Origin of the sequence: Corallincola spongiicola, from assembly GCF_004284785.1 — a bacterium.
GTDB lineage: Bacteria > Pseudomonadota > Gammaproteobacteria > Enterobacterales > Neiellaceae > Corallincola > Corallincola holothuriorum.
Genome location: NZ_SHLY01000002.1, coordinates 563,082 through 581,599, shown reverse-complemented (window position 1 = coordinate 581,599; position 18,518 = coordinate 563,082). Strand labels below are relative to the sequence as shown.

General features: G+C 49.9%; 20 protein-coding genes and 1 tRNA gene. 12 read left to right on the top strand and 9 right to left on the bottom strand.

The features are described 5' to 3' along the window. Positions 1-2: 2 nt before the first annotated feature. Both EXY25_RS08285 and EXY25_RS08280 read right to left on the bottom strand, forming a co-directional pair. Positions 3-872 carry a general secretion pathway protein GspB gene (locus EXY25_RS08285; RefSeq protein WP_130566394.1) on the bottom strand — a complete coding sequence of 290 codons (870 nt, stop codon included), beginning with the start codon at positions 870-872 and terminating at the stop codon, positions 3-5. After that, entirely contained in the window at positions 872-2,518 is a 1,647-nt protein-coding gene (locus tag EXY25_RS08280; RefSeq protein WP_130566393.1) for an ExeA family protein, read from the bottom strand. The genes EXY25_RS08285 and EXY25_RS08280 overlap by 1 nt, the downstream gene beginning before the upstream one ends. A 137-nt stretch (positions 2,519-2,655) precedes the next feature. Here EXY25_RS08280 and EXY25_RS08275 point away from each other — a divergent pair, with 137 nt between their 5' ends. Further along, complete coding sequence (locus EXY25_RS08275) at positions 2,656-3,885, top strand: multifunctional CCA addition/repair protein (protein WP_130566392.1); 1,230 nt, start codon at positions 2,656-2,658, stop codon at positions 3,883-3,885. 102 nt (positions 3,886-3,987) lie between these two features. Continuing rightward, on the top strand, positions 3,988-4,236 hold the full coding sequence (locus tag EXY25_RS08270) for a hypothetical protein (protein WP_114337157.1): 249 nt from the start codon (positions 3,988-3,990) through the stop codon (positions 4,234-4,236). An 86-nt stretch (positions 4,237-4,322) separates the two neighbouring features. Here the strand turns inward: EXY25_RS08270 and EXY25_RS08265 are convergent, their stop codons facing one another. The 3 genes from EXY25_RS08265 to folB all read right to left on the bottom strand — a co-directional run bounded on the left by EXY25_RS08265 (position 4,323) and on the right by folB (position 6,038). Further along, positions 4,323-5,123, bottom strand: coding sequence for an undecaprenyl-diphosphate phosphatase (locus tag EXY25_RS08265; protein ID WP_114337156.1), 801 nt, complete (start codon positions 5,121-5,123; stop codon positions 4,323-4,325). Between the two features lie 67 nt (positions 5,124-5,190). Continuing rightward, entirely contained in the window at positions 5,191-5,679 is a 489-nt protein-coding gene (folK, locus tag EXY25_RS08260) for a 2-amino-4-hydroxy-6-hydroxymethyldihydropteridine diphosphokinase (RefSeq protein WP_130566391.1), read from the bottom strand. Continuing rightward, the gene (folB, locus tag EXY25_RS08255) at positions 5,679-6,038 is read right to left on the bottom strand and encodes a dihydroneopterin aldolase (protein WP_130566390.1); all 360 of its coding nucleotides are present in this window, start codon (positions 6,036-6,038) and stop codon (positions 5,679-5,681) included. Before folB ends, folK begins: the two co-directional genes overlap by 1 nt. A gap of 134 nt (positions 6,039-6,172) precedes the next feature. Here folB and plsY point away from each other — a divergent pair, with 134 nt between their 5' ends. Then, the gene (plsY, locus tag EXY25_RS08250) at positions 6,173-6,775 is read left to right on the top strand and encodes a glycerol-3-phosphate 1-O-acyltransferase PlsY (RefSeq protein WP_233496429.1); all 603 of its coding nucleotides are present in this window, start codon (positions 6,173-6,175) and stop codon (positions 6,773-6,775) included. 10 nt (positions 6,776-6,785) lie between these two features. Here plsY and tsaD read toward each other — a convergent pair whose 3' ends face one another. After that, positions 6,786-7,799 (bottom strand): tRNA (adenosine(37)-N6)-threonylcarbamoyltransferase complex transferase subunit TsaD, encoded by a 1,014-nt coding sequence (gene tsaD, locus EXY25_RS08245; protein WP_114337152.1) that lies wholly within the window; start codon positions 7,797-7,799, stop codon positions 6,786-6,788. A gap of 198 nt (positions 7,800-7,997) precedes the next feature. On the opposite strand from tsaD, the gene rpsU reads away from it, so the two are divergent. From rpsU to EXY25_RS08205, 8 genes are all read left to right on the top strand, one after another. After that, positions 7,998-8,213 (top strand): 30S ribosomal protein S21, encoded by a 216-nt coding sequence (gene rpsU / locus EXY25_RS08240; RefSeq protein ID WP_114337151.1) that lies wholly within the window; start codon positions 7,998-8,000, stop codon positions 8,211-8,213. A gap of 26 nt (positions 8,214-8,239) precedes the next feature. After that, positions 8,240-8,689, top strand: a complete 450-nt coding sequence (locus EXY25_RS08235; RefSeq protein ID WP_114337150.1) for a GatB/YqeY domain-containing protein — start codon at positions 8,240-8,242, stop codon at positions 8,687-8,689. A gap of 97 nt (positions 8,690-8,786) precedes the next feature. Then, positions 8,787-10,568: a DNA primase gene (gene dnaG / locus EXY25_RS08230; protein WP_130566389.1), complete on the top strand. Its 1,782-nt coding sequence runs from the start codon at positions 8,787-8,789 to the stop codon at positions 10,566-10,568. Between the two features lie 87 nt (positions 10,569-10,655). Then, positions 10,656-12,497, top strand: coding sequence for an RNA polymerase sigma factor RpoD (gene rpoD, locus EXY25_RS08225; protein WP_114337148.1), 1,842 nt, complete (start codon positions 10,656-10,658; stop codon positions 12,495-12,497). Positions 12,498-12,739: 242 nt separating this feature from the next. Next, positions 12,740-12,816: transfer RNA gene (locus tag EXY25_RS08220), tRNA-Ile, on the top strand. A gap of 222 nt (positions 12,817-13,038) precedes the next feature. Further along, positions 13,039-13,386 carry a hypothetical protein gene (locus EXY25_RS08215; RefSeq protein WP_114337147.1) on the top strand — a complete coding sequence of 116 codons (348 nt, stop codon included), beginning with the start codon at positions 13,039-13,041 and terminating at the stop codon, positions 13,384-13,386. Positions 13,387-13,577: 191 nt separating this feature from the next. Next, positions 13,578-14,153 (top strand): SLATT domain-containing protein, encoded by a 576-nt coding sequence (locus EXY25_RS08210; RefSeq protein ID WP_131414232.1) that lies wholly within the window; start codon positions 13,578-13,580, stop codon positions 14,151-14,153. A 196-nt stretch (positions 14,154-14,349) separates the two neighbouring features. Next, positions 14,350-14,571: a hypothetical protein gene (locus EXY25_RS08205; RefSeq protein ID WP_130566388.1), complete on the top strand. Its 222-nt coding sequence runs from the start codon at positions 14,350-14,352 to the stop codon at positions 14,569-14,571. A gap of 19 nt (positions 14,572-14,590) precedes the next feature. On the opposite strand, the gene EXY25_RS08200 is transcribed toward EXY25_RS08205, so the two are convergent. Next, positions 14,591-14,797, bottom strand: coding sequence for a hypothetical protein (locus EXY25_RS08200; RefSeq protein ID WP_114337144.1), 207 nt, complete (start codon positions 14,795-14,797; stop codon positions 14,591-14,593). Positions 14,798-14,993: 196 nt separating this feature from the next. Here EXY25_RS08200 and EXY25_RS08195 point away from each other — a divergent pair, with 196 nt between their 5' ends. Next, positions 14,994-15,836 carry a 23S rRNA (adenine(2030)-N(6))-methyltransferase RlmJ gene (locus tag EXY25_RS08195; RefSeq protein ID WP_130566387.1) on the top strand — a complete coding sequence of 281 codons (843 nt, stop codon included), beginning with the start codon at positions 14,994-14,996 and terminating at the stop codon, positions 15,834-15,836. A gap of 113 nt (positions 15,837-15,949) precedes the next feature. Here EXY25_RS08195 and EXY25_RS08190 read toward each other — a convergent pair whose 3' ends face one another. Then, on the bottom strand, positions 15,950-17,845 hold the full coding sequence (locus tag EXY25_RS08190; protein ID WP_130566386.1) for an EAL domain-containing protein: 1,896 nt from the start codon (positions 17,843-17,845) through the stop codon (positions 15,950-15,952). Positions 17,846-17,857: 12 nt separating this feature from the next. Beyond that, the gene (locus tag EXY25_RS08185; RefSeq protein ID WP_114337141.1) at positions 17,858-18,505 is read right to left on the bottom strand and encodes a transglutaminase-like cysteine peptidase; all 648 of its coding nucleotides are present in this window, start codon (positions 18,503-18,505) and stop codon (positions 17,858-17,860) included. Positions 18,506-18,518 lie beyond the last annotated feature (13 nt).

The following is an 18,518-nucleotide window of genomic DNA, read 5'->3' as shown; positions in this document are numbered from 1 at the left end:
TATTACCAATCGGTCAGTGCTGGCAAGCTAAACATATAGCCGTGTAAAGACATCACTACTGATTGCGGGTCGATGCGTTCAAGCACCAGATCCTCACTCACCGTCTCCCCTTCATGGACGGTTTGACCGTTAACTTTCACCCAACGCTTAGAAGCGTCTGACGAGTAGATATGCTGACTAAAGCTCAAGCTGGGCACGGCATCCTGTAACGCTTGCGATTTCTCCGTCAACATGGGTACCGGCTGTGCCATCATGGGGTCCAGCCCCGTATCATTCATATCCTGAGTCGCAGCAATGGCGGCCTGAAAACGCGCCATCAGTACCTCTTCTTCTAGCTGAGCTAATGGTTCAGCGTTGTCGCCAGGTGGCTGCTCAACAACAGCGGCCACAGGCGTTTCCAGATCTAAGCTAATGGCTGGTGCCGGCTCGGGTGGCAAAGCGGTAGGAGCAGACGCAGGTTTAGCCGGTGCAGTCACCACCGGGCGCGGCTGCATCTCTTGCGGTGGCCAACTGCCTGACGGCTTAACTTTAGCCACTTCTCGTTTACCAAGGATCCGCATATCGGTCGCTTCATCAGCTATCGCAGGCACCGTTTCTTCCACATTCGGCACTTCTGCAGCCGCCTCAACAGCAGCGACCTCAGCTTCAGGTACCGATGGCAAAGGCTGCGCTATCTTTAACATCACCCACATGCCACCAAGCACTGCGATACTGACAATCGCTGCGCCCACCAGCACGGGCAACCACACAGGCGTAGTTTGCGCCTCTTCAATAAACATCATGTCACTGCTTTGCTCGGTACTGATACCCGGCAACTCTGGCGTCTTCTGTTCATTTTCGGAGCGCTTTAACGCCTGCAATATATAAGACATCAGCCAGCCTCTTTCATTAATGTTGGCGCTTCAAGTTGCAGCATCTGATTCAGACGGATCAGAGTTTGCACTCCCGCAATACCATCGGCTTCCAGACGCTGCTCACGTTGAAAACGGCGGATCCGCTCACCTAACATTGAATCAAAACTATCTAGCCTGCGCGGACGTTCGCCCTGAAGCAACCCCAAAGAGGTTTCCAGCCATTGCACTGACGCGCCTTTGGCACTCCAGCCTATGGGGCCAACATATCCGGCCGGTGGCTGCCAGAGAACGGCATAAGAGCCTTTCCAATACCTTTCAAACCACCGTTCGCTGACTTCCATCTCGTTGCCAGCGATAACTAACTTCAGCAAACCATTTTTAAACCCTAGCATCGCCCCATAAGCAACCTCACCGGTATCATCGATGAGACGCACCACCGCAGGTCGGTTTAGGTGTAACAAGCCATGTAAACTCCCCTGCTTCCAGTAACAGGCTAAATCATTCTGTTTTGCCTGTTCACAGACATCAGCCCCTGTCATCAGGGATTTGTCCCACTCATTGAACACCACAGCAAAGGCGTCTTCTATCTCCCTGCTTTGTTCAAACATAGAAGCCAATAAGCGTTTCGAAGGCAGATCTAGCTGCATCTCAGTAGCAGGTTCGGCACCTTCCGAATCATCCAGCCGCTCATCACTCTCAGCCGCCAATGCTGGCTGCACGGGCCTTGGCACAGCATCACTGTCGGTATCCCCAAATTGCAGGGCCAACCAGGTCAATGCCACAACGAGGGCCGCCAAGGTGCCACCAATCGCCAGATAGCCAGGCCAACGGGCGATGCCACCAGACTCGGCATGTCCCGGTAAACCTAGAGCTTCAGAGGCAGCCTTACCGATCAGGTGGTGGTCAACACGCTGCTGCCCTTTACTATAAGCACCAAGCAGAGCGCGATCGCAAAGCAAGTTGATCACTCGAGGAATGCCGCCACTCAATTGATGCAATCTTTTAACGGCACGTTTAGTGAATAAGGGGTGGCTACTACCAGCAACCTGCAGACGATGTGCCACATAGTTGGCCACATCATGTTCGGTCAACGGCAACAGATGATAACGCGCGGTGATCCGCTGTGCTAACTGGCGCAGCTCCTTGCGTTGCAACAGCTCTTGAAGTTCCGGCTGACCAATTAAAATCACCTGTAAAAGCTTTTTGGTATGAGTTTCTAAATTGGTGAGTAATCGCAATTGCTCCAGCACTTCCGGACGAAGGTGTTGCGCCTCATCAATAATCAATACAGTGGTTTTTTCCGCCTCGTGATTGCGAAGCAGATGTTGATGAATGGTATCTGTTAGCTGCTTGAGTGTTGGCTGCGATGGATATTGAACATGAAATTCATCGCAAATAGTTGCCAGCAGTTCATGCTCGGTCAATGTGGGGTTGAGAACAAAGGCGGTTTCCGTCTGCGCAGGCAGCTGCTCCATCAAGCAGCGGGAGACGGTGGTTTTACCTGTGCCCACCTCGCCTGTCAGTAGTACGAAACCGCCAGTTTCCCCCAAACCAAACATTAAATGAGCAAGCGCTTCACGATGGCGATCGCTCATATAGAGGTATTGTGGGTTGGGCGCGATTGAAAAGGGGTTTTCCCTGAGCGCAAAAAATCCTGTGTACATGAGAGTTGTCGGGTATCCAAGGGCAATTTGCCAGTAGCGCCCAAGTTAAGACTTTCACCGAATGATGTCAAAACGATGCGCCCATTGAGAGGCCTCGATATAATGATCCTATGATGGAACTTTGAAAGCGGTCACAGGTGCAGATTTATTTAGTGGGTGGAGCGGTAAGAGACCGCTTGTTACAGATCCCGGTACAAGACAAAGATTTTGTGGTTGTCGGCAGCTCCTCAACAGAGATGCTGGCCGCGGGCTATCAGGCTGTGGGCGCCGATTTTCCGGTCTTTTTACACCCGACAACAAAACAGGAATATGCCCTCGCCCGAACAGAGCGCAAGTCAGGCCATGGTTATACCGGTTTCATCTGTCATGCCAGTCCAGAAGTGACCCTGGAAGAGGACCTGCTACGCCGAGATCTCACCATCAATGCGATCGCTGAAGCAGAAGACGGTAGTCTAATTGATCCCTATGGCGGTCAGGAAGATCTGCAGAACAGGCTACTACGGCACGTATCTCCGGCTTTTGCCGAAGATCCTTTACGCGTCTTACGGGTCGCACGCTTTGCCGCACGCTACGCTGCATTGGGTTTCACTGTCGCAGATGAAACCATGATCTTAATGCAACAAATGGCCGCCAACGGCGAATTGGCGCATTTAGTTGCCGAGCGAATATGGAAAGAGACCGAGCGCGCGCTGATGGGCCCCAACCCGGCCTGTTACTTTGAAATACTAAGAGAAGCGGGTGCCCTGCAGAGCTTAATGCCCGCTGTAGCGGCGCTTTGGGGAGTACCTAATCCGCCGAAATGGCATCCTGAGATCGATACAGGCATCCATACCATGATGGTATTGGAGCAAACCGCCTTGGCTAACAGAAGCTTGGAGGTTCGCTACGCCGCACTCTGTCATGATCTGGGCAAAGGGTTAACGCCGCCGGATCAGTGGCCAAGCCACCGAGGGCATGAAAAAACTGGTTTAGCGCTGGTTACCGAGCTCAGCCAAGCATTGAAAGTCCCCACCGCCTGCCGCGAATTAGCGTTATTGGTTTGTGAATACCATACCCATTGCCATAAAGCCGATACCCTGCGGCCAAAGACCCTGCTAAAAGTCCTTGATGCCATGGATGTTTGGCGCAAGCCGGAACGTTTTGAGTATTTCTTACAAGCCTGTGAAGCCGACTTTAAAGGACGCACAGGGTTTGAACACCGGCCATACCCCCAGGCCGATCTTTTCCGTCAGGCGCATCAAGCCGCTCTGAGCGTTAATCCAGGTGAAATAGCCCGTCAGGGATACAAAGGTGCGGAGATCCGAGAAGCGGTAAAACGTGAGCGGCAGCAAGCTATTGCACAGCAGGTGGTCAATCCCTCTCTCTAAAGGAGTAGTTGTAAAAAAACCTTCATCGAACTTCCATTCCGAACACCAGCTCAGCTGCTATAACCAGTAAAAGCAATACATTGGGCGGGAGTTTAAACAGACATGTGGTGGTTCGAAACTGATGTAGGTAAATATTCCACGCGTCAGGCGATGAAAAAGCTATTACATAAGCGCTATCGATCTCAGCGAGAGTATGAGGCATGCCTTGCGAAGCTGGAGGAGGCCACCGGTCACCCAGATCCAGAGGGCTTTCTCCGCCAACAGCGAGGCTCCGCTAAAGCCAAACAGGTACTCGCGGAACTTCGTGGTGAAGCCGCTCTTTTTCAAGCCATGGTTAACCATCGTGATTAAAAAAAGCCGCTAACTGACGCTAACGGCTTTCATTCTAACTTGATCTATCCGCTACCTGGGTTAGCAAGCCTGTCAACACGACATCCCTACCAAATCAGGTAACCAACTAACAGCAGACCAAGAGCCAGTCGATAGATCACAAAGGGCAACATACCCATACGGCTAACCAGCTTTAAAAATACATGGATACAAGCGTAGGCAGCAAAAAATGAAATCACTGTACCCAACGCGATCTGATCCCACTGCACCGGCTCAACTGCTTCAACCAATTTTTTGGTCTGCAAGCCACCCGCCAAAAAGATCACCGGGATAGACATTAGAAAAGAGAAACGAGCCGCCGCTTCGCGAGTTAACCCCAACATCAGGCCGGCGGTAATGGTAATGCCTGAACGAGAAGTGCCTGGAATTAAAGCTAATGCCTGCGCACAGCCAATGATCAGCGCTTTCTTCCAGCCAACGGCATACTCATCTAAAACCAGTTTCGCCTTAATGTCTGCCCACCAAAGCAATAAACCAAATACAATGGTCGTCGCGGCAATCACAGCCGCACTGCGAGCCAACACTTCAATCAAGTCGCCAGCCATTAAACCAAACAAGCCAGCAGGTATGGTAGCCAGTACCACAGACCAAGCTAACTGCGCTTCAGTGGTAAGACCGCGCCCAATGACCGATCCACACCAGTCTTGTGTCATGCGCCAAACTTCGTCGCGGAAATAGATAACAACCGCCAATAAAGTACCGACATGCACTGCCACATCAAATGCTAACCCCTGATCATTCCATCCCAAAATGGCTGATGGGAGAATAAGGTGTGCAGAAGATGAAATAGGGAGAAACTCGGTCAATCCCTGAATCAAAGCCAGAATGATAACTTCCAATGTACTCACAACAACAACCGCCTCTATAGATCTTAGCTTTGGTCGATCCTATCAGGAAAACGTGACGCATCTAACACTATTTTTGCAATACCAAATCAATTGGCCACAACTGCTGGCTGCCATCATAACTTTGCCACAGCTCGGCGTAGCTGCGGCCATCAACCGGATGAGTCAATATTGGTGCCAGTTCCGATAGCGGCCAGAGCACGAACGCATTGAATAGAATTTCAGCTCGAGGCAGCACCACAGGAGTATCGGTCACCAGATGGTCAAACAGTAACAGGTCAATATCCACGGTTCGCGGGCTGAACTTCTTGCCATCAATGGTGCGCCCCAGTGACAGCTCTATTTGTTTAAGACGCTCACTGATGGCTACAACAGTACGCGGCGATGAAAACTCGGCTACCAAGTTATAAAAGTTATCCCCGACAAAACCAACCGCTTCGCTTTCAAATACCCGAGAGCAACGAAGATCTGGGAACTGTTGTTGCAACGCAGCAACTGCTTTCACTATGTTATTAGCCGGATCGACGTTACTGCCGATACCAACAAAGATCCGAGCCATTAGAACCCCTGACCACGAACAATTCGCACACCAACAGACTCAGCCTGTGGTACCGCCCCCGGTTTATTAACCGTGAGTCTAACGCCAACCACGGCAAACTCTTCCAGCAACAACGTTGCACAACGCTCTGCCACCGTCTCAATCAGCTCCACTCGCATTCCTGACACGTACGCAGTTAACCTGTCGCTAATCGCAGCATAATCGAGCGCCTGCTGAATATCGTCGGCGGCAGCGGCAGGGGCCACATCACAGGCGAGTTCAAGATCCAGTACTAAGGTCTGCCAAATCTCTTTTTCCCACTGATAAACACCGATCACCGTGTCTATGCGCAATCCCTGAATTAATACTAAATCTGTCATATTTCTTGATCCATTTGCCAACTGGTGGTCGAATCACCCTATGGACGACCCTCGCGTATGCTAGCATTCTCGCTCTGGGTCGCGAAGCTCTGAGCGAGTTTCGCATTCAAAACAGGAAGGGAACATTGACTGAAATACTCTGCATCATCATGGTGATTAGCGCCTACCTGATGGGTTCCGTCAGTAGTGCCGTATTGGTGTGCAGATTATTTGGTTTACCCGATCCTCGTACTGAAGGCTCCAAAAACCCCGGTACTACCAATGTTTATCGTCTCGGAGGTGCCGTTCCCGCGGTGCTCACCCTACTTGCTGATATGCTCAAGGGTACCATCCCCGTATGGGGCTCCTATTTCCTGCAACTACCTGCGATTTGGCTTGGCGTAATCGCTGTTGCCGCTTGTATCGGCCATATGTACCCCTGCTTCTTTGAATTTAGTGGCGGCAAAGGTGTGGCAACGGCATTCGGTGCGCTGTTGCCCATAGGCTTGGATTTGGGAGCACTGCTGGTGATTACCTGGGGCCTAGTGATCCGCACCAGCGGTTATTCGTCACTCGCATCTATTGTCACCATCAGTTTATCTCCGCTGTTTGTGTATTGGATTAAACCACTTTACACGCTCCCAGTTGCCATGCTGGCCCTGCTGATGTTGTGGCGGCATCACCAAAACATCAGCCGCCTACTGGCTGGTACAGAAAAAAAGATCTGGGAAAAAGGCTCAACCAGCGAACAGTCCTAAACTACCCGAATTAAATGGAAGTGAGCTCTTCCAGTGGCCAACGCGGACGAGTCGTTACCGACAAAGGCTGAGTTTCCCCTGCTTTCAATCGCTGTAATCCGGCATAGGCAATCATCGCACCATTATCGGTACAAAACTGTGGCGCGGGATAAAACACTTCGCCCTGGCGCTCTGCCATTAACTCAGCCAACTGCCGACGTAGCTCCAGATTAGCACTTACGCCTCCCGCCACGACCAGACGTTTAAGCTGTGTTTGCTCTAACGCTCTACGGCACTTAATTGCCACGGTATCTATCACCGCTTGCTGAAAGGCATGAGCAATGTCAGCCTTGGTCTGATCACTAGCATCAGCAGCACGGATCGCCGTAGCGGCAGCAGTCTTCAAGCCACTAAAACTAAAATCCAACCCTGGCCTGTCGGTCATTGGGCGGGGAAACTTGAACACACCGGGAGTACCAGCCTCGGCCATCTTCGCCAGTAACGGTCCGCCGGGGTAATCCAAACCTATTAACTTCGCCGTCTTATCAAATGCCTCGCCCGCAGCATCATCTATCGATTCGCCTAACAACTCATACTGACCAATACCATCAACACGGATCAGCTGGGTATGCCCGCCAGACACAAGCAACGCCACGAACGGGAACTCAGGCACATTCTCTTCCAGCATCGGCGCCAAAAGATGACCTTCTAAATGATGCACACCAACCGCAGGCACATTCCAGCTGTAGGCCAAAGACCTACCCACCGTAGCCCCCACCAATAACGCACCAACCAAGCCTGGACCTCGGGTAAATGCCACGCCATCAATATCATCTGCGCTACAGTTAGCTTCTGCCATCGCGGCACGGATCAAGGGAACGATCTTGCGCACATGATCGCGGGATGCCAACTCAGGCACGACTCCACCATAATCTGCATGCAGTTTAACCTGACTGTACAATTGGTTAGCGATCAAGCCAGCATGATCGTCAACGATCGCTATACCAGTTTCATCACAAGAGGTTTCAATACCCAGCACACGCATGCAATTAAGGCCTTATAAATAGGGACAAATATAACGAACAGGAATTTTACCTGCCCCCTACCAACAAAAACAGTCTAGATGTCACTTTACTTTGTGGTGTCGATCAGATTAGAATTCCGCACCATTTTTAAACGGCGGTCAAATTTCGTACCGCGTTTCAGATTATTCTGATGATCCAGTTTCTGAGGTGAGAGTTACATGCCAGTAATTAAAGTACGCGAGAACGAACCTTTTGACGTAGCGCTGCGTCGTTTCAAGCGCTCTTGTGAAAAAGCAGGCGTATTGTCTGAAGTTCGTCGTCGCGAGTTCTACGAGAAGCCAACTTCTGAGCGTAAGCGCAAAAAAGCTGCGGCTGTTAAGCGTCACGCTAAAAAGTTGTTCCGTGAGAATGCACGTCGCACCCGTCTGTACTAAGCAGCGGTTAAAAGGTTTATACCCCCATGAGTGAATTGGTAGTACAGCTAAAAGAACATCAAAAAGATGCCATGCGCGCCAAAGATAAGGTTCGTTTAGGCACTATCCGGATGATCCTCTCTGAGGTGAAACAACGGGAAATTGATGGTCAGACTACGCTGTCCGATGACGAAGTTATCGCGGTCTTAACCAAAATGGTTAAGCAGCGCAGAGATTCCGTCAGTCAATTTGAATCCGCTGGTCGTGAAGATTTAGCAGCAGTTGAACGTTCAGAGATCAGTGTGATCGAAGCTTTCCTGCCGCAACAGCTTTCCGCGGACGAGATCCAAGCACTGATAGCTCAAGCAATTGATGCGACAGGCGCCAGTGGGATGCAAGACATGGGTAAGGTAATGGGAATACTCAAGCCTAAGATTCAGGGGCGTGCCGAAATGGGCCCCGTTAGTGCGCAGGTTAAAGCACAGCTAACAGCCTGATCTTTGAGTTACCCAAAAATCTGTTAACAAGCCGTGCCCCAGGGCACGGCTTGTTGCGTTTCTACTTGTCTGAAACAAAAGCAATAGTCGGAAATTGATGGCTGGACACATTCCCCGCGAGTTTATAGACGATCTGCTTGCCCGCACCGACATAGTCGAAGTGGTAGATAGCCGTGTACGTCTAAAAAAAGCCGGTAAGAATTATGGTGCCTGCTGTCCATTTCATAACGAAAAAACCCCCTCTTTCACCGTCAGCCAAGACAAACAGTTTTATCACTGCTTCGGTTGCGGTGCCCATGGCAACGCCATCGACTTCATCATGGAGTATGAACGTCTCGAGTTCGTTGATGCGATTGACGAACTCGCCGGTCAAATGGGGCTAGAGGTGCCACGCGAACAGCGCAGCGGCAAAAGCCCGCAGGCAAAGCAGGCCAGTGCCGAACAGAAACGCGACGGCTACGAGTTAATGGAGCAGCTGGCGCGTTTTTACCAGGCTCAACTCAGACAAAACCCAAATAGCAAAAAAGTCGTCGAGTATCTTAAGCAGCGCGGCCTCAGCGGCGAAACCGCCCGTGATTGGGAGATCGGCTACGCTCCTGCGGATTGGGATGGCGTGTTTAAAGCGTTTGGTCATACAGCACAGCAACAGGAACAACTGTTGTCGCTGGGTATGCTGATTGAGAATGATAATAAACGCCGTTACGACCGCTTTCGTGATCGCGTTATGTTTCCAATCCGCGACAAGCGTGGCCGAGTGATCGGCTTTGGTGGCCGTATTATCGACGATGGCACACCAAAATACCTCAACAGCCCAGAAACCCCACTGTTCCATAAAGGTCTTGAGCTATATGGCCTGTATCAAGTCAAAGAAGCCGAGCGAAAGCCAAAACAGGTGGTGATTGTTGAGGGCTATATGGATGTGGTGGCGCTGTCACAATATGAGATTAATTATGCAGTGGCCTCACTTGGCACAGCCACCAGCCGCGAACAGCTGCAAACCCTATTCAGACTGACGGACAAAGTCGTCTGCTGTTACGACGGCGATCGCGCAGGCCGAGAAGCCGCTTGGCGGGCTCTCGAAAATGCACTGCCACTGCTCAAAGATGGCATTCAGCTCCGTTTTGTTTTTTTACCCGATGGTGAAGATCCTGATTCATTGGTGCAAGCGCAAGGCAAAGCTGCCTTCGAACAGATTATCGATGATGCGCAACCCATGGCTGATTTCTTATTCCAACAGTTAACGGCGCAAGTCGATATGAATCAGCAAGAGGGTCGCGCCAAATTTGCCCAGCTGGCATCACCATTAATCAGTAAAATGCCTGATGGCGTCATGCGCGAGATGATGACGGATAAGTTATGCCAACGTTTAGCTATGCCCAGAGAAACTCTGGAGAAATTGCTAACCCCAGCTCAAGAAGACATAAAAAAACAGCCTACTGCACAGCAAAAAAGGACCCCGGTCCGTACCGCTATCGCCACACTGCTACAACACCCTGAACTCGGACAAACAGAACAGGTCAAAGCATTACATGGGATCGACGCCTTTGCTGATATCACCATGCCCGGCGTGCCGTTATTAAAAAGGCTAATTGAGCAGACCATTGCTGAGCCTCTTACTACCGCCCGTTTATTGGAGCGCTGGCGAGAGACTCCGGAGTACAGCAGCCTGGCTAAGTTAGCCAGCTGGGAACTCCATGTGGACGAAGAGTCGTGCGAACCACACTTTTTCGACACGTTAGAAAAGCTGCTAAATATGTTCGTTGAGCAGCGTACAGAGCTATTATTGGCTAGAGCCAGAGAAAATCGGCTTTCCGCCGAAGAGAAGCAAGAGCTTCAACAATTGCTGCGAGAACGTCAGCAGATAGAAACAACGCCCTAGCGGGCGAATAAGCAACAGGTTATACTGTAGGGCTTTCGTGCCCATCAGTTAAGCGCGGTATCACATCAAGAAGGTCCAAGAGAGTATATGGAGCAGACCCCGCAGTCTCAACTAAAACTCCTCGTTGCCAAAGGCAAAGAGCAAGGCTATCTGACCTATGCTGAGGTCAATGACCACCTGCCGGCAGATATCGTCGATTCAGATCAAATCGAAGATATCATCAGTATGATCAACGACATGGGAATTCAGGTTTATGAAACCGCCCCAGACGCTGACACACTGATACTCAACGAAAACAGTTCAACGGACGAAGATACCGCGGAGGCTGCTGCACAAGCACTCGCCACGGTCGATTCTGAGCTGGGACGCACCACGGACCCTGTCCGCATGTATATGCGTGAAATGGGTACCGTGGAGCTGCTCACCCGCGAAGGCGAAATTAAGATCGCCAAACGGATCGAAGAAGGTATCTACACCGTACAAAGCTCGGTCGCTGAATATCCAGCAGCCATCACTTATCTGTTAGATCAGTTTGACCAGTTTGAAGCCGGTGAAATGCGCCTGGCAGAGATCATCTCCGGTTTTATCGATCCCAATGCAGAAGATGTGGCTCCAGCGGCCACTCACGTCGGTTCAGACCTGTCTCAAGATGACCTTGATGACGAAGATGAAGACGATAAAGACGACGATGACGACGATGAAGAGGAAGGTCCAACCGGCCCGGATCCTGAAGAAGCGCGTGAGATGTTTTCCCAGCTGCGTGAGATGCACGATAAAACTCGGGACGTCTTAAGTTCTGAAGCCCGCGATACAAAAGCGGCCAAAGCTGCCCTCGCTGAGTTATCCGAGTTCTTCAAACAGTTCCGCTTGGTGCCTAAGCAGTTCGACAAGATCGTTGCCAGCATGCGTAACATGATGGATCGCGTTCGTACTCAAGAACGCCTCCTAATGAAGCTGTGTATTGCTAAAGCCTCTATGCCGAAGAAGATATTCGTCCAGACCTTTAGTGGTAACGAATCATCTGTTGAATGGTTAGATGCGCAAATTGCTGTCGGTAAAGCCTGGAGTCCAGTCCTCGAAGAGGAACGTGACGATATCCTTCGCAGCATAACGAAGCTGAAACAGGTTGAAGAAGAAACAGGCCTGAGCATCACCATCATCAAAGATATCAACCGCCGTATGAGCATTGGTGAAGCCAAAGCCCGTCGTGCGAAGAAAGAGATGGTTGAAGCTAACTTGCGTTTGGTTATTTCAATTGCGAAGAAATACACCAACCGTGGCTTGCAGTTCTTGGATTTAATCCAAGAAGGTAATATCGGTTTGATGAAGGCCGTGGATAAGTTTGAATACCGTCGTGGCTATAAGTTTTCAACTTATGCAACATGGTGGATCCGCCAGGCAATCACTCGTTCAATTGCTGACCAGGCACGGACTATCCGTATCCCGGTGCATATGATCGAGACCATCAACAAACTAAACCGTATCTCTCGCCAGATGCTGCAGGAGATGGGTCGTGAGCCTAGCCCGGAAGAGCTAGCCGAACGCATGTTGATGCCGGAAGATAAGATCCGCAAAGTACTGAAGATCGCAAAAGAGCCGATCTCGATGGAAACGCCTATTGGTGACGATGAAGATTCGCATCTGGGTGATTTTATCGAAGATGGCACGACAGAGTTGCCGTCTGATTCAGCCACCATGGCAAGCCTGAAAGGCGCAACCCATGAAGTGCTGGCGGGTCTGACTGCCCGCGAAGCAAAAGTACTGCGTATGCGCTTCGGTATCGATATGAATACCGACCATACCCTTGAGGAGGTTGGCAAACAGTTTGATGTTACTCGTGAGCGTATTCGTCAAATCGAAGCCAAGGCACTGCGTAAGCTGCGCCACCCTTCCCGTTCAGAAGTTCTTCGCAGCTTCTTGGACGAATAATAACCAACTGAATAATAGTTAGTTATTGTTAGTGTCACAAAGCTAGACAGGAGCGGCAGCAAGTCATAAAATTGCTGCCGCTTTTACATCTTATGGATGTATAAAAAATTAGGCCCCTTAGCTCAGTTGGGCGAAGTAGAATCGTTATGTCAGTGACATAACGCAGTCAACTGAGGTGGAGGCATGGATGCCGACAGGAAGGCACTCCATGGATGGACGACATCAGCGATAGATAAAAATTAGGCCCCTTAGCTCAGTTGGTTAGAGCACACGACTCATAATCGTTAGGTCCCCAGTTCAAGTCTGGGAGGGGCCACCATATATTACAAAGCCTGAACAGTTTCTGACTGCTCAGGCTTTGTTGCTTTTGCCCTTAGATGACTGCGGTCTTCATGCTTATCAGTGCTCTATCGATGCGCTAAGCAATATTTGCTCTCCTCCAACCGCTTGTAATTGATGGATCTTCCAGAATGCGACTTTCCTCACGGTTACCTGCACAAGGTTCCCGCCATCATATTTTAATCAGTTCAGAGGAGTCAGCATGGGTCGACAAGAGCAGGTTACCGCATCTCAACGAGCACGTTATGTTGAGATCTTAGAAGGTCTTTTCGATGCCACCTTCGAACTCAAACGGTTACAGCAAGATGCGTCGGTGGAAAAAGCACGGGCAGAAACCTTTGCGCTAGCAGGCGAAGTCCTTGGCATTTTTGAGCGCAGCAAGTTACAACAACTGATGAATGAGTCCCACGTGAGAATTTTAGGGACACAGATATCTCAAACAGAAAATGACCAAAGCGTCCAATATCGAGAAGCATTAGCGCAAAACAAGTTTGAACTCTTCGATATCCCTACCCTGCTGCGGCAACAAGCAGACACGCCTGATAAATAATCGAACAGCGGGCTCATATGCTAATCACTTGTATAAATAAGATGGACATAGGGCATGTTCCTTCCTACCTCTGTAATTAAAACTCTTTTTAACCAAACACCTATAACTCTTCAAATAATTTATTTATGCTGCCAATGGCCAAGGAAAATAATGCTCGGCCATTAGCAACAGGCTACGCAAGGAAACTATTCTTGAAAACTATCAATAGCATGGGCTTTCCCGAAGATCTGCAATGGACAACAGAAGAGCAGTCGGCACAAGCACTATCGCAACTATTTCATTATGCCAATCGACGCTGTGATGGTTTTCGCGAATGGTACCTCAAACGTATCGCAGTCAAAAAGCGTGCGGCCTTAAGTACCAGGCTGGGAGCCATCATGAGTACAACAATGGCAGGGATCATCCCGATGCTTTCAACACTGCCAATGTTTGCGCAATCAGAGTGGTTACATGCCGCCTGGTCCAGTGTCGCATTAGCGGTCGCTGCGCTCCTAGTTGCACTAGATAAATTTGCCGGCTACACCAGCGGGTGGATCCGTTACACGCTGACTGAACAAAAGCTAAGGCAGAGGCAACAACAGTTCTGCTTTGACTGGCAGCGAATAAAGGTTCTCAACACGACAGACAAGCCGCTCGAAGAAGTACACCAATTTCTCACAGATACTCAATCACTGGTTCATGAAGAAACCCAGCAATGGGCAAAAGAGTTTCAACAGCACCTTAGCCAATGGGAAAAAAGTGGCATGGCTTCACCAACAAGAAAGTAGCCCAACCAGCCACAACACAATGACAACGGGCGTAATGTTGTTTTTTTACAACACAAATACTAATCAACTGATTAGCTCATCGTACCAGCTGGTCATACCTTGACCCAGATCAATACCCACCTGGTCAGGCCAGTTAATATGTATACAAATTACGAACATCTAGTGCTCAGTTTATAAACTGAAGAAAGGAATTATCATGGATGCGCCTACCCAGCTTTTAACCGTTGTACTAACCCCGTTTGTGGTCTGTGTTGTTGCCGCTGTACTGGTATTGGCTTTTCAAAAAACGAAAAAAACCACCCAGAAGCTATGGGTTAATCCTCGTTGCGCAAACTGTAAAACCAACCTTTGCTGGTCTTGCACGCCAGAGGGCACCAGAGAGCATCAAGCTTATAGCTGGTCAGCCGAGCCGAAGTAGACCAGATGAAGATGACGGTTTAGACACCGTCATCTTCATAGTCGCTAAGGCTTATTCCTAATTCGTCTGCCACTTCCGCCCAATAGGGCTCCGCTTCACAGACACAACAGTCGCACCAATCCGCCACCCCCTCATGCATACTGATCGCGGATCTTTTCGGCCGTATTACCGCTGGAGAATGGCTCTGCGCTATCTTCCTGTTGGTCTTATGTTGTTTATTCACCATTTCGAATCACCCATTCGCACTGTATCAGTTGCTCTCCTGTAGGGAATCAAGACCTCACCCAAATTCCGACAGGCCAATCAAATCAACATAGCTTTTTGACAACATAAACCGGACAAGAGTTAGACCAATAAGTTATCTATTACACCGTTTTTACGATATTCTCGCGTTCAAATGTTTTGTCTCGCGGGAGCCCACTGTGCTCAGCTATCGCCACTCTTTTCATGCCGGTAATTACGCCGATGTCTTGAAGCATCTGGTGCAAGTACGGATCCTCAACTACTTCTGTCAAAAAGATAAACCCTTTTGCTACATAGACTCCCACGCCGGTGCCGGAGGCTATGAATTAAGTAGTGATCACGCACAGCAAACTCAAGAGTACCAGGATGGTATCCAACGCCTATGGCAGATTGAGGGATTGCCCGAATCCCTGCAGAGCTATTTAGAAGAGATACGCGCCTTTAACGGCAGCAAAGAACTCATTCGCTACCCTGGTTCGCCAACTATCGCGCAGCAGATATTGCGTCGTCAGGACAAGCTCTGGCTATACGAGTTGCACCCTACAGACTATAAGATCTTAAGCGACCACTGTCAGGAAGATAGGCGCATACGCTGCGAGCAGTCGGATGGTTTTCAGGGGCTTATCGCCAAAGTGCCGCCGCTAGAACGACGCGCCGTGGTTTTAATGGATCCTCCTTATGAACTGAAAGAGGATTATCAGCGTTGCATCACCACCCTGATCAAAGCAAACCGCCGCTTTGCGACAGGATGTTATGCTCTTTGGTACCCCGTCGTTGCGCGAGAACGTATCAACAAGATGGAAGCTGAGCTAGTCGCCAGCGGTATCCGTAATATCCAACTATTCGAACTTGGACAGAGTAAAGACACTGAGACTTTTGGCATGACCGCGGCAGGCATGATAGTAATCAACCCGCCTTGGACACTAATGCAGGAGATGCAGCAATGCCTACCTCTGTTAGCAGAGCTGTTGGGGAAAGAGGGCCATGGGCATTTTCGCTGCGAAACCTTAGTCGAAGAATAACTAAGGCACAGAGGATCCAGTGACAAACAACGCCCAATCCTAAATTCGTAATGCTTCCAAAAGTAAAGAGCCGACACTTGTCGGCTTTTTCAGTTTTGACGATAAGCTGTCAGCTATTTCTCAGTGAGATAGCCTTGAACACCGGCAATATTCCTTCCCCAAAGACGCTCTGCTTGCTCCAGAGTTTCCACGGCGGTTGCATAGATAGGAATACCGAGACTGCTGACCGTATTGACGACGGCCGTTAGCAGCTCTCCATACTCATCATCATCACGACACAAAGCAGGCGCGAGTTTGACATAATCAGGTCTTAACCCCTGCAGATAGTCCAAATTGAGGCCACTGGCGCCTAATTGATCCACCCCAAAGCGATACCCCAACTGTCGTAATACTGCCGCAAAACTAACAACCGTCTCCTGCTCTCTAAGCAGATTTAACTCTGACAACTCAAATAGTACCGTTTCCTTCACGTCTGCACCGAACTTAGACAAAGCACCGATAAATCGGGTATCCCTCATGGCTGAAAGGGATAAGTTAATCGCGGTGGGCACACTCTTCTCTGGTGACATTAACACCGACTGCACGACCGCCAGGTCCAACTCACCACCAAGTTCAAACTGCTCTATCACCGGCACGAAAAGCCCTGCATGCAGTGATTGACCCTGCTCATCTTTAACGCTGGTAAATACTTCCTTCTGCAGCGTCTCTCCCGAGCGTCCAACAACAGGTTGCCAACGCAGTGCCAGCGCCTGTTGCGAGAGTTGAGAACGGAGTAATGCCAGCCACTGCTCAGCTGTGCGCAGAACCTCTAGCGGCGCATCAGATTCAATCCAAGAGGCGCGCTGAACCAACCCAGCAGTGCCTCTAAGTTGCTCATCAAGACGAGTCAATAACTGTGGTAGTGACTGTTCGTTGAAAAGTAGACCGGCAGCTTGGCAATCGAGCTTGAGGTGGCTATCAACAACGGCAAGCGAGTTCAGGTCATCACACACCCCTTGTAGCTGTTCCTGCGGATAAGAGAGAGCATCGCTATCTAACAGCAGTGCAAACTCTTCGGAAGAGAGTCGCCCCACCAGCAGAGAGCTTTCTCCTGCGGTGTTAGAAAAATGGGAGATAAGCAGCTCATGGATACTGGCTAACAACGCGCGCCACTTTGGAAACCCTTCCTGCTTACGAATACTATCCAGGTTGCCGACTCGGATCAGCACCAACACGCCTTGCTCACTCTGCTCCTGCCGCAACGTCACCGCATCCAGTAACGCTTGTCGCGTCATCAGTCCGGAGTCGGCATCGGTTAACAGCTTGCCGCGAACTTCCTGCAATTGGCGGGCACTTTCTAAAAAGCGGCTTTTCAACAGCGCCGTTAATTGATTGAGTACGATAACCACCCGGCGAAATTCCCGAGTTGAGGGTAATGGGATTCGATATTCAAAATCTTTCTGCTCGATGGCATGTGCTTGATGTTCGATCTGTCGCAGAGGTCTGATCAACCAGCGGAGTGCCACTGCAGTAAACAAGGCTAATAAGGTAAACAACAAACCATAGACCATCAACAGTTCACGCATCAGTGTCCAAAGCTGTTTATAAACGGTGCCAGGATGACCTTCAACGGTGAGCAAAGCGACCTCGTTCCAACCTAATGTTAACGGCGCCTGTGTTACCACCGGCGGGATACTGAAAAGCGAGATAAACCACTCAGGCACCCCCTCATCAATATCATCTCTCACGCGAGTAATATGCGACTCATCGGCAAAAATTTCGACATCAATTCGTTTCAGAAAAGTACCGTCAAATGCCACATTCACCGTACTTTCAGCCGACACCCTATCTAACGGTTGCAAAAGCGGCGCCAAACGCATTCCCAAGCTGGTCACAGTACTATCGGTATTGGCATACAACTGCTGCTCAAGATAGCTCGCATTAGAGCGAAGATTCAAAGTCATCACCGCGATGAGCGATAGCAGCATAGTCACGATCAGCAATAAAAATACCTGACGATACAGGGTCATCGTTACTTCCTCTTAATTCTTCTGGGCTTGCTGCGCATGACGTTCCTGAAGATCACGCCATAGTGAAATTCGGTCAGACTTACCCACATGCTGGCCACTGCTACGCGCTTTGGCCAACCAAAGAAAATCTGCATTAAAGCTATAAATAGGGATCAGATCGTCACGTTCGCTGGCTGGACGGATCACCGGATCAATATTATCAAGTACCAAAGGCTCGGCACCACGCTGCTCATAATAGGTCAACACCATATGATGTTGATTGTATTCCACTGCTTTCACATACATAAGCCGTAGCTTGTCAGCAGGGAAGCCTGCCTCAATCAAGCTGTAGTACTTAGCTATCGTATAGTCCTCACAGTCACCCTCTCCCCGACCAATAAACTCAATCGGAGTCGCCCAATAATCCTCGACGCCCCAGACGGACTCGTCGGAAGAAAATTTCATCTGGTTAAAAAAATTATTGATCGCTTTTAATTGGATCAGAGGAGGCTGAGAACGACTGCGCTCGATGACACTCTGCCAAGCTTTGCCTCTGGCTTCAGCTTCCTCACCATAGACTTGCCGCAAGTGTGCCAACAAGGAGGAAAAGTCCAGTGGCGCTGCTGCCCACAGTAATGAAATCCCGCCAGCAACCAACAAAATAAATAGATAACGGCGCAAGGACTCTCCCGTA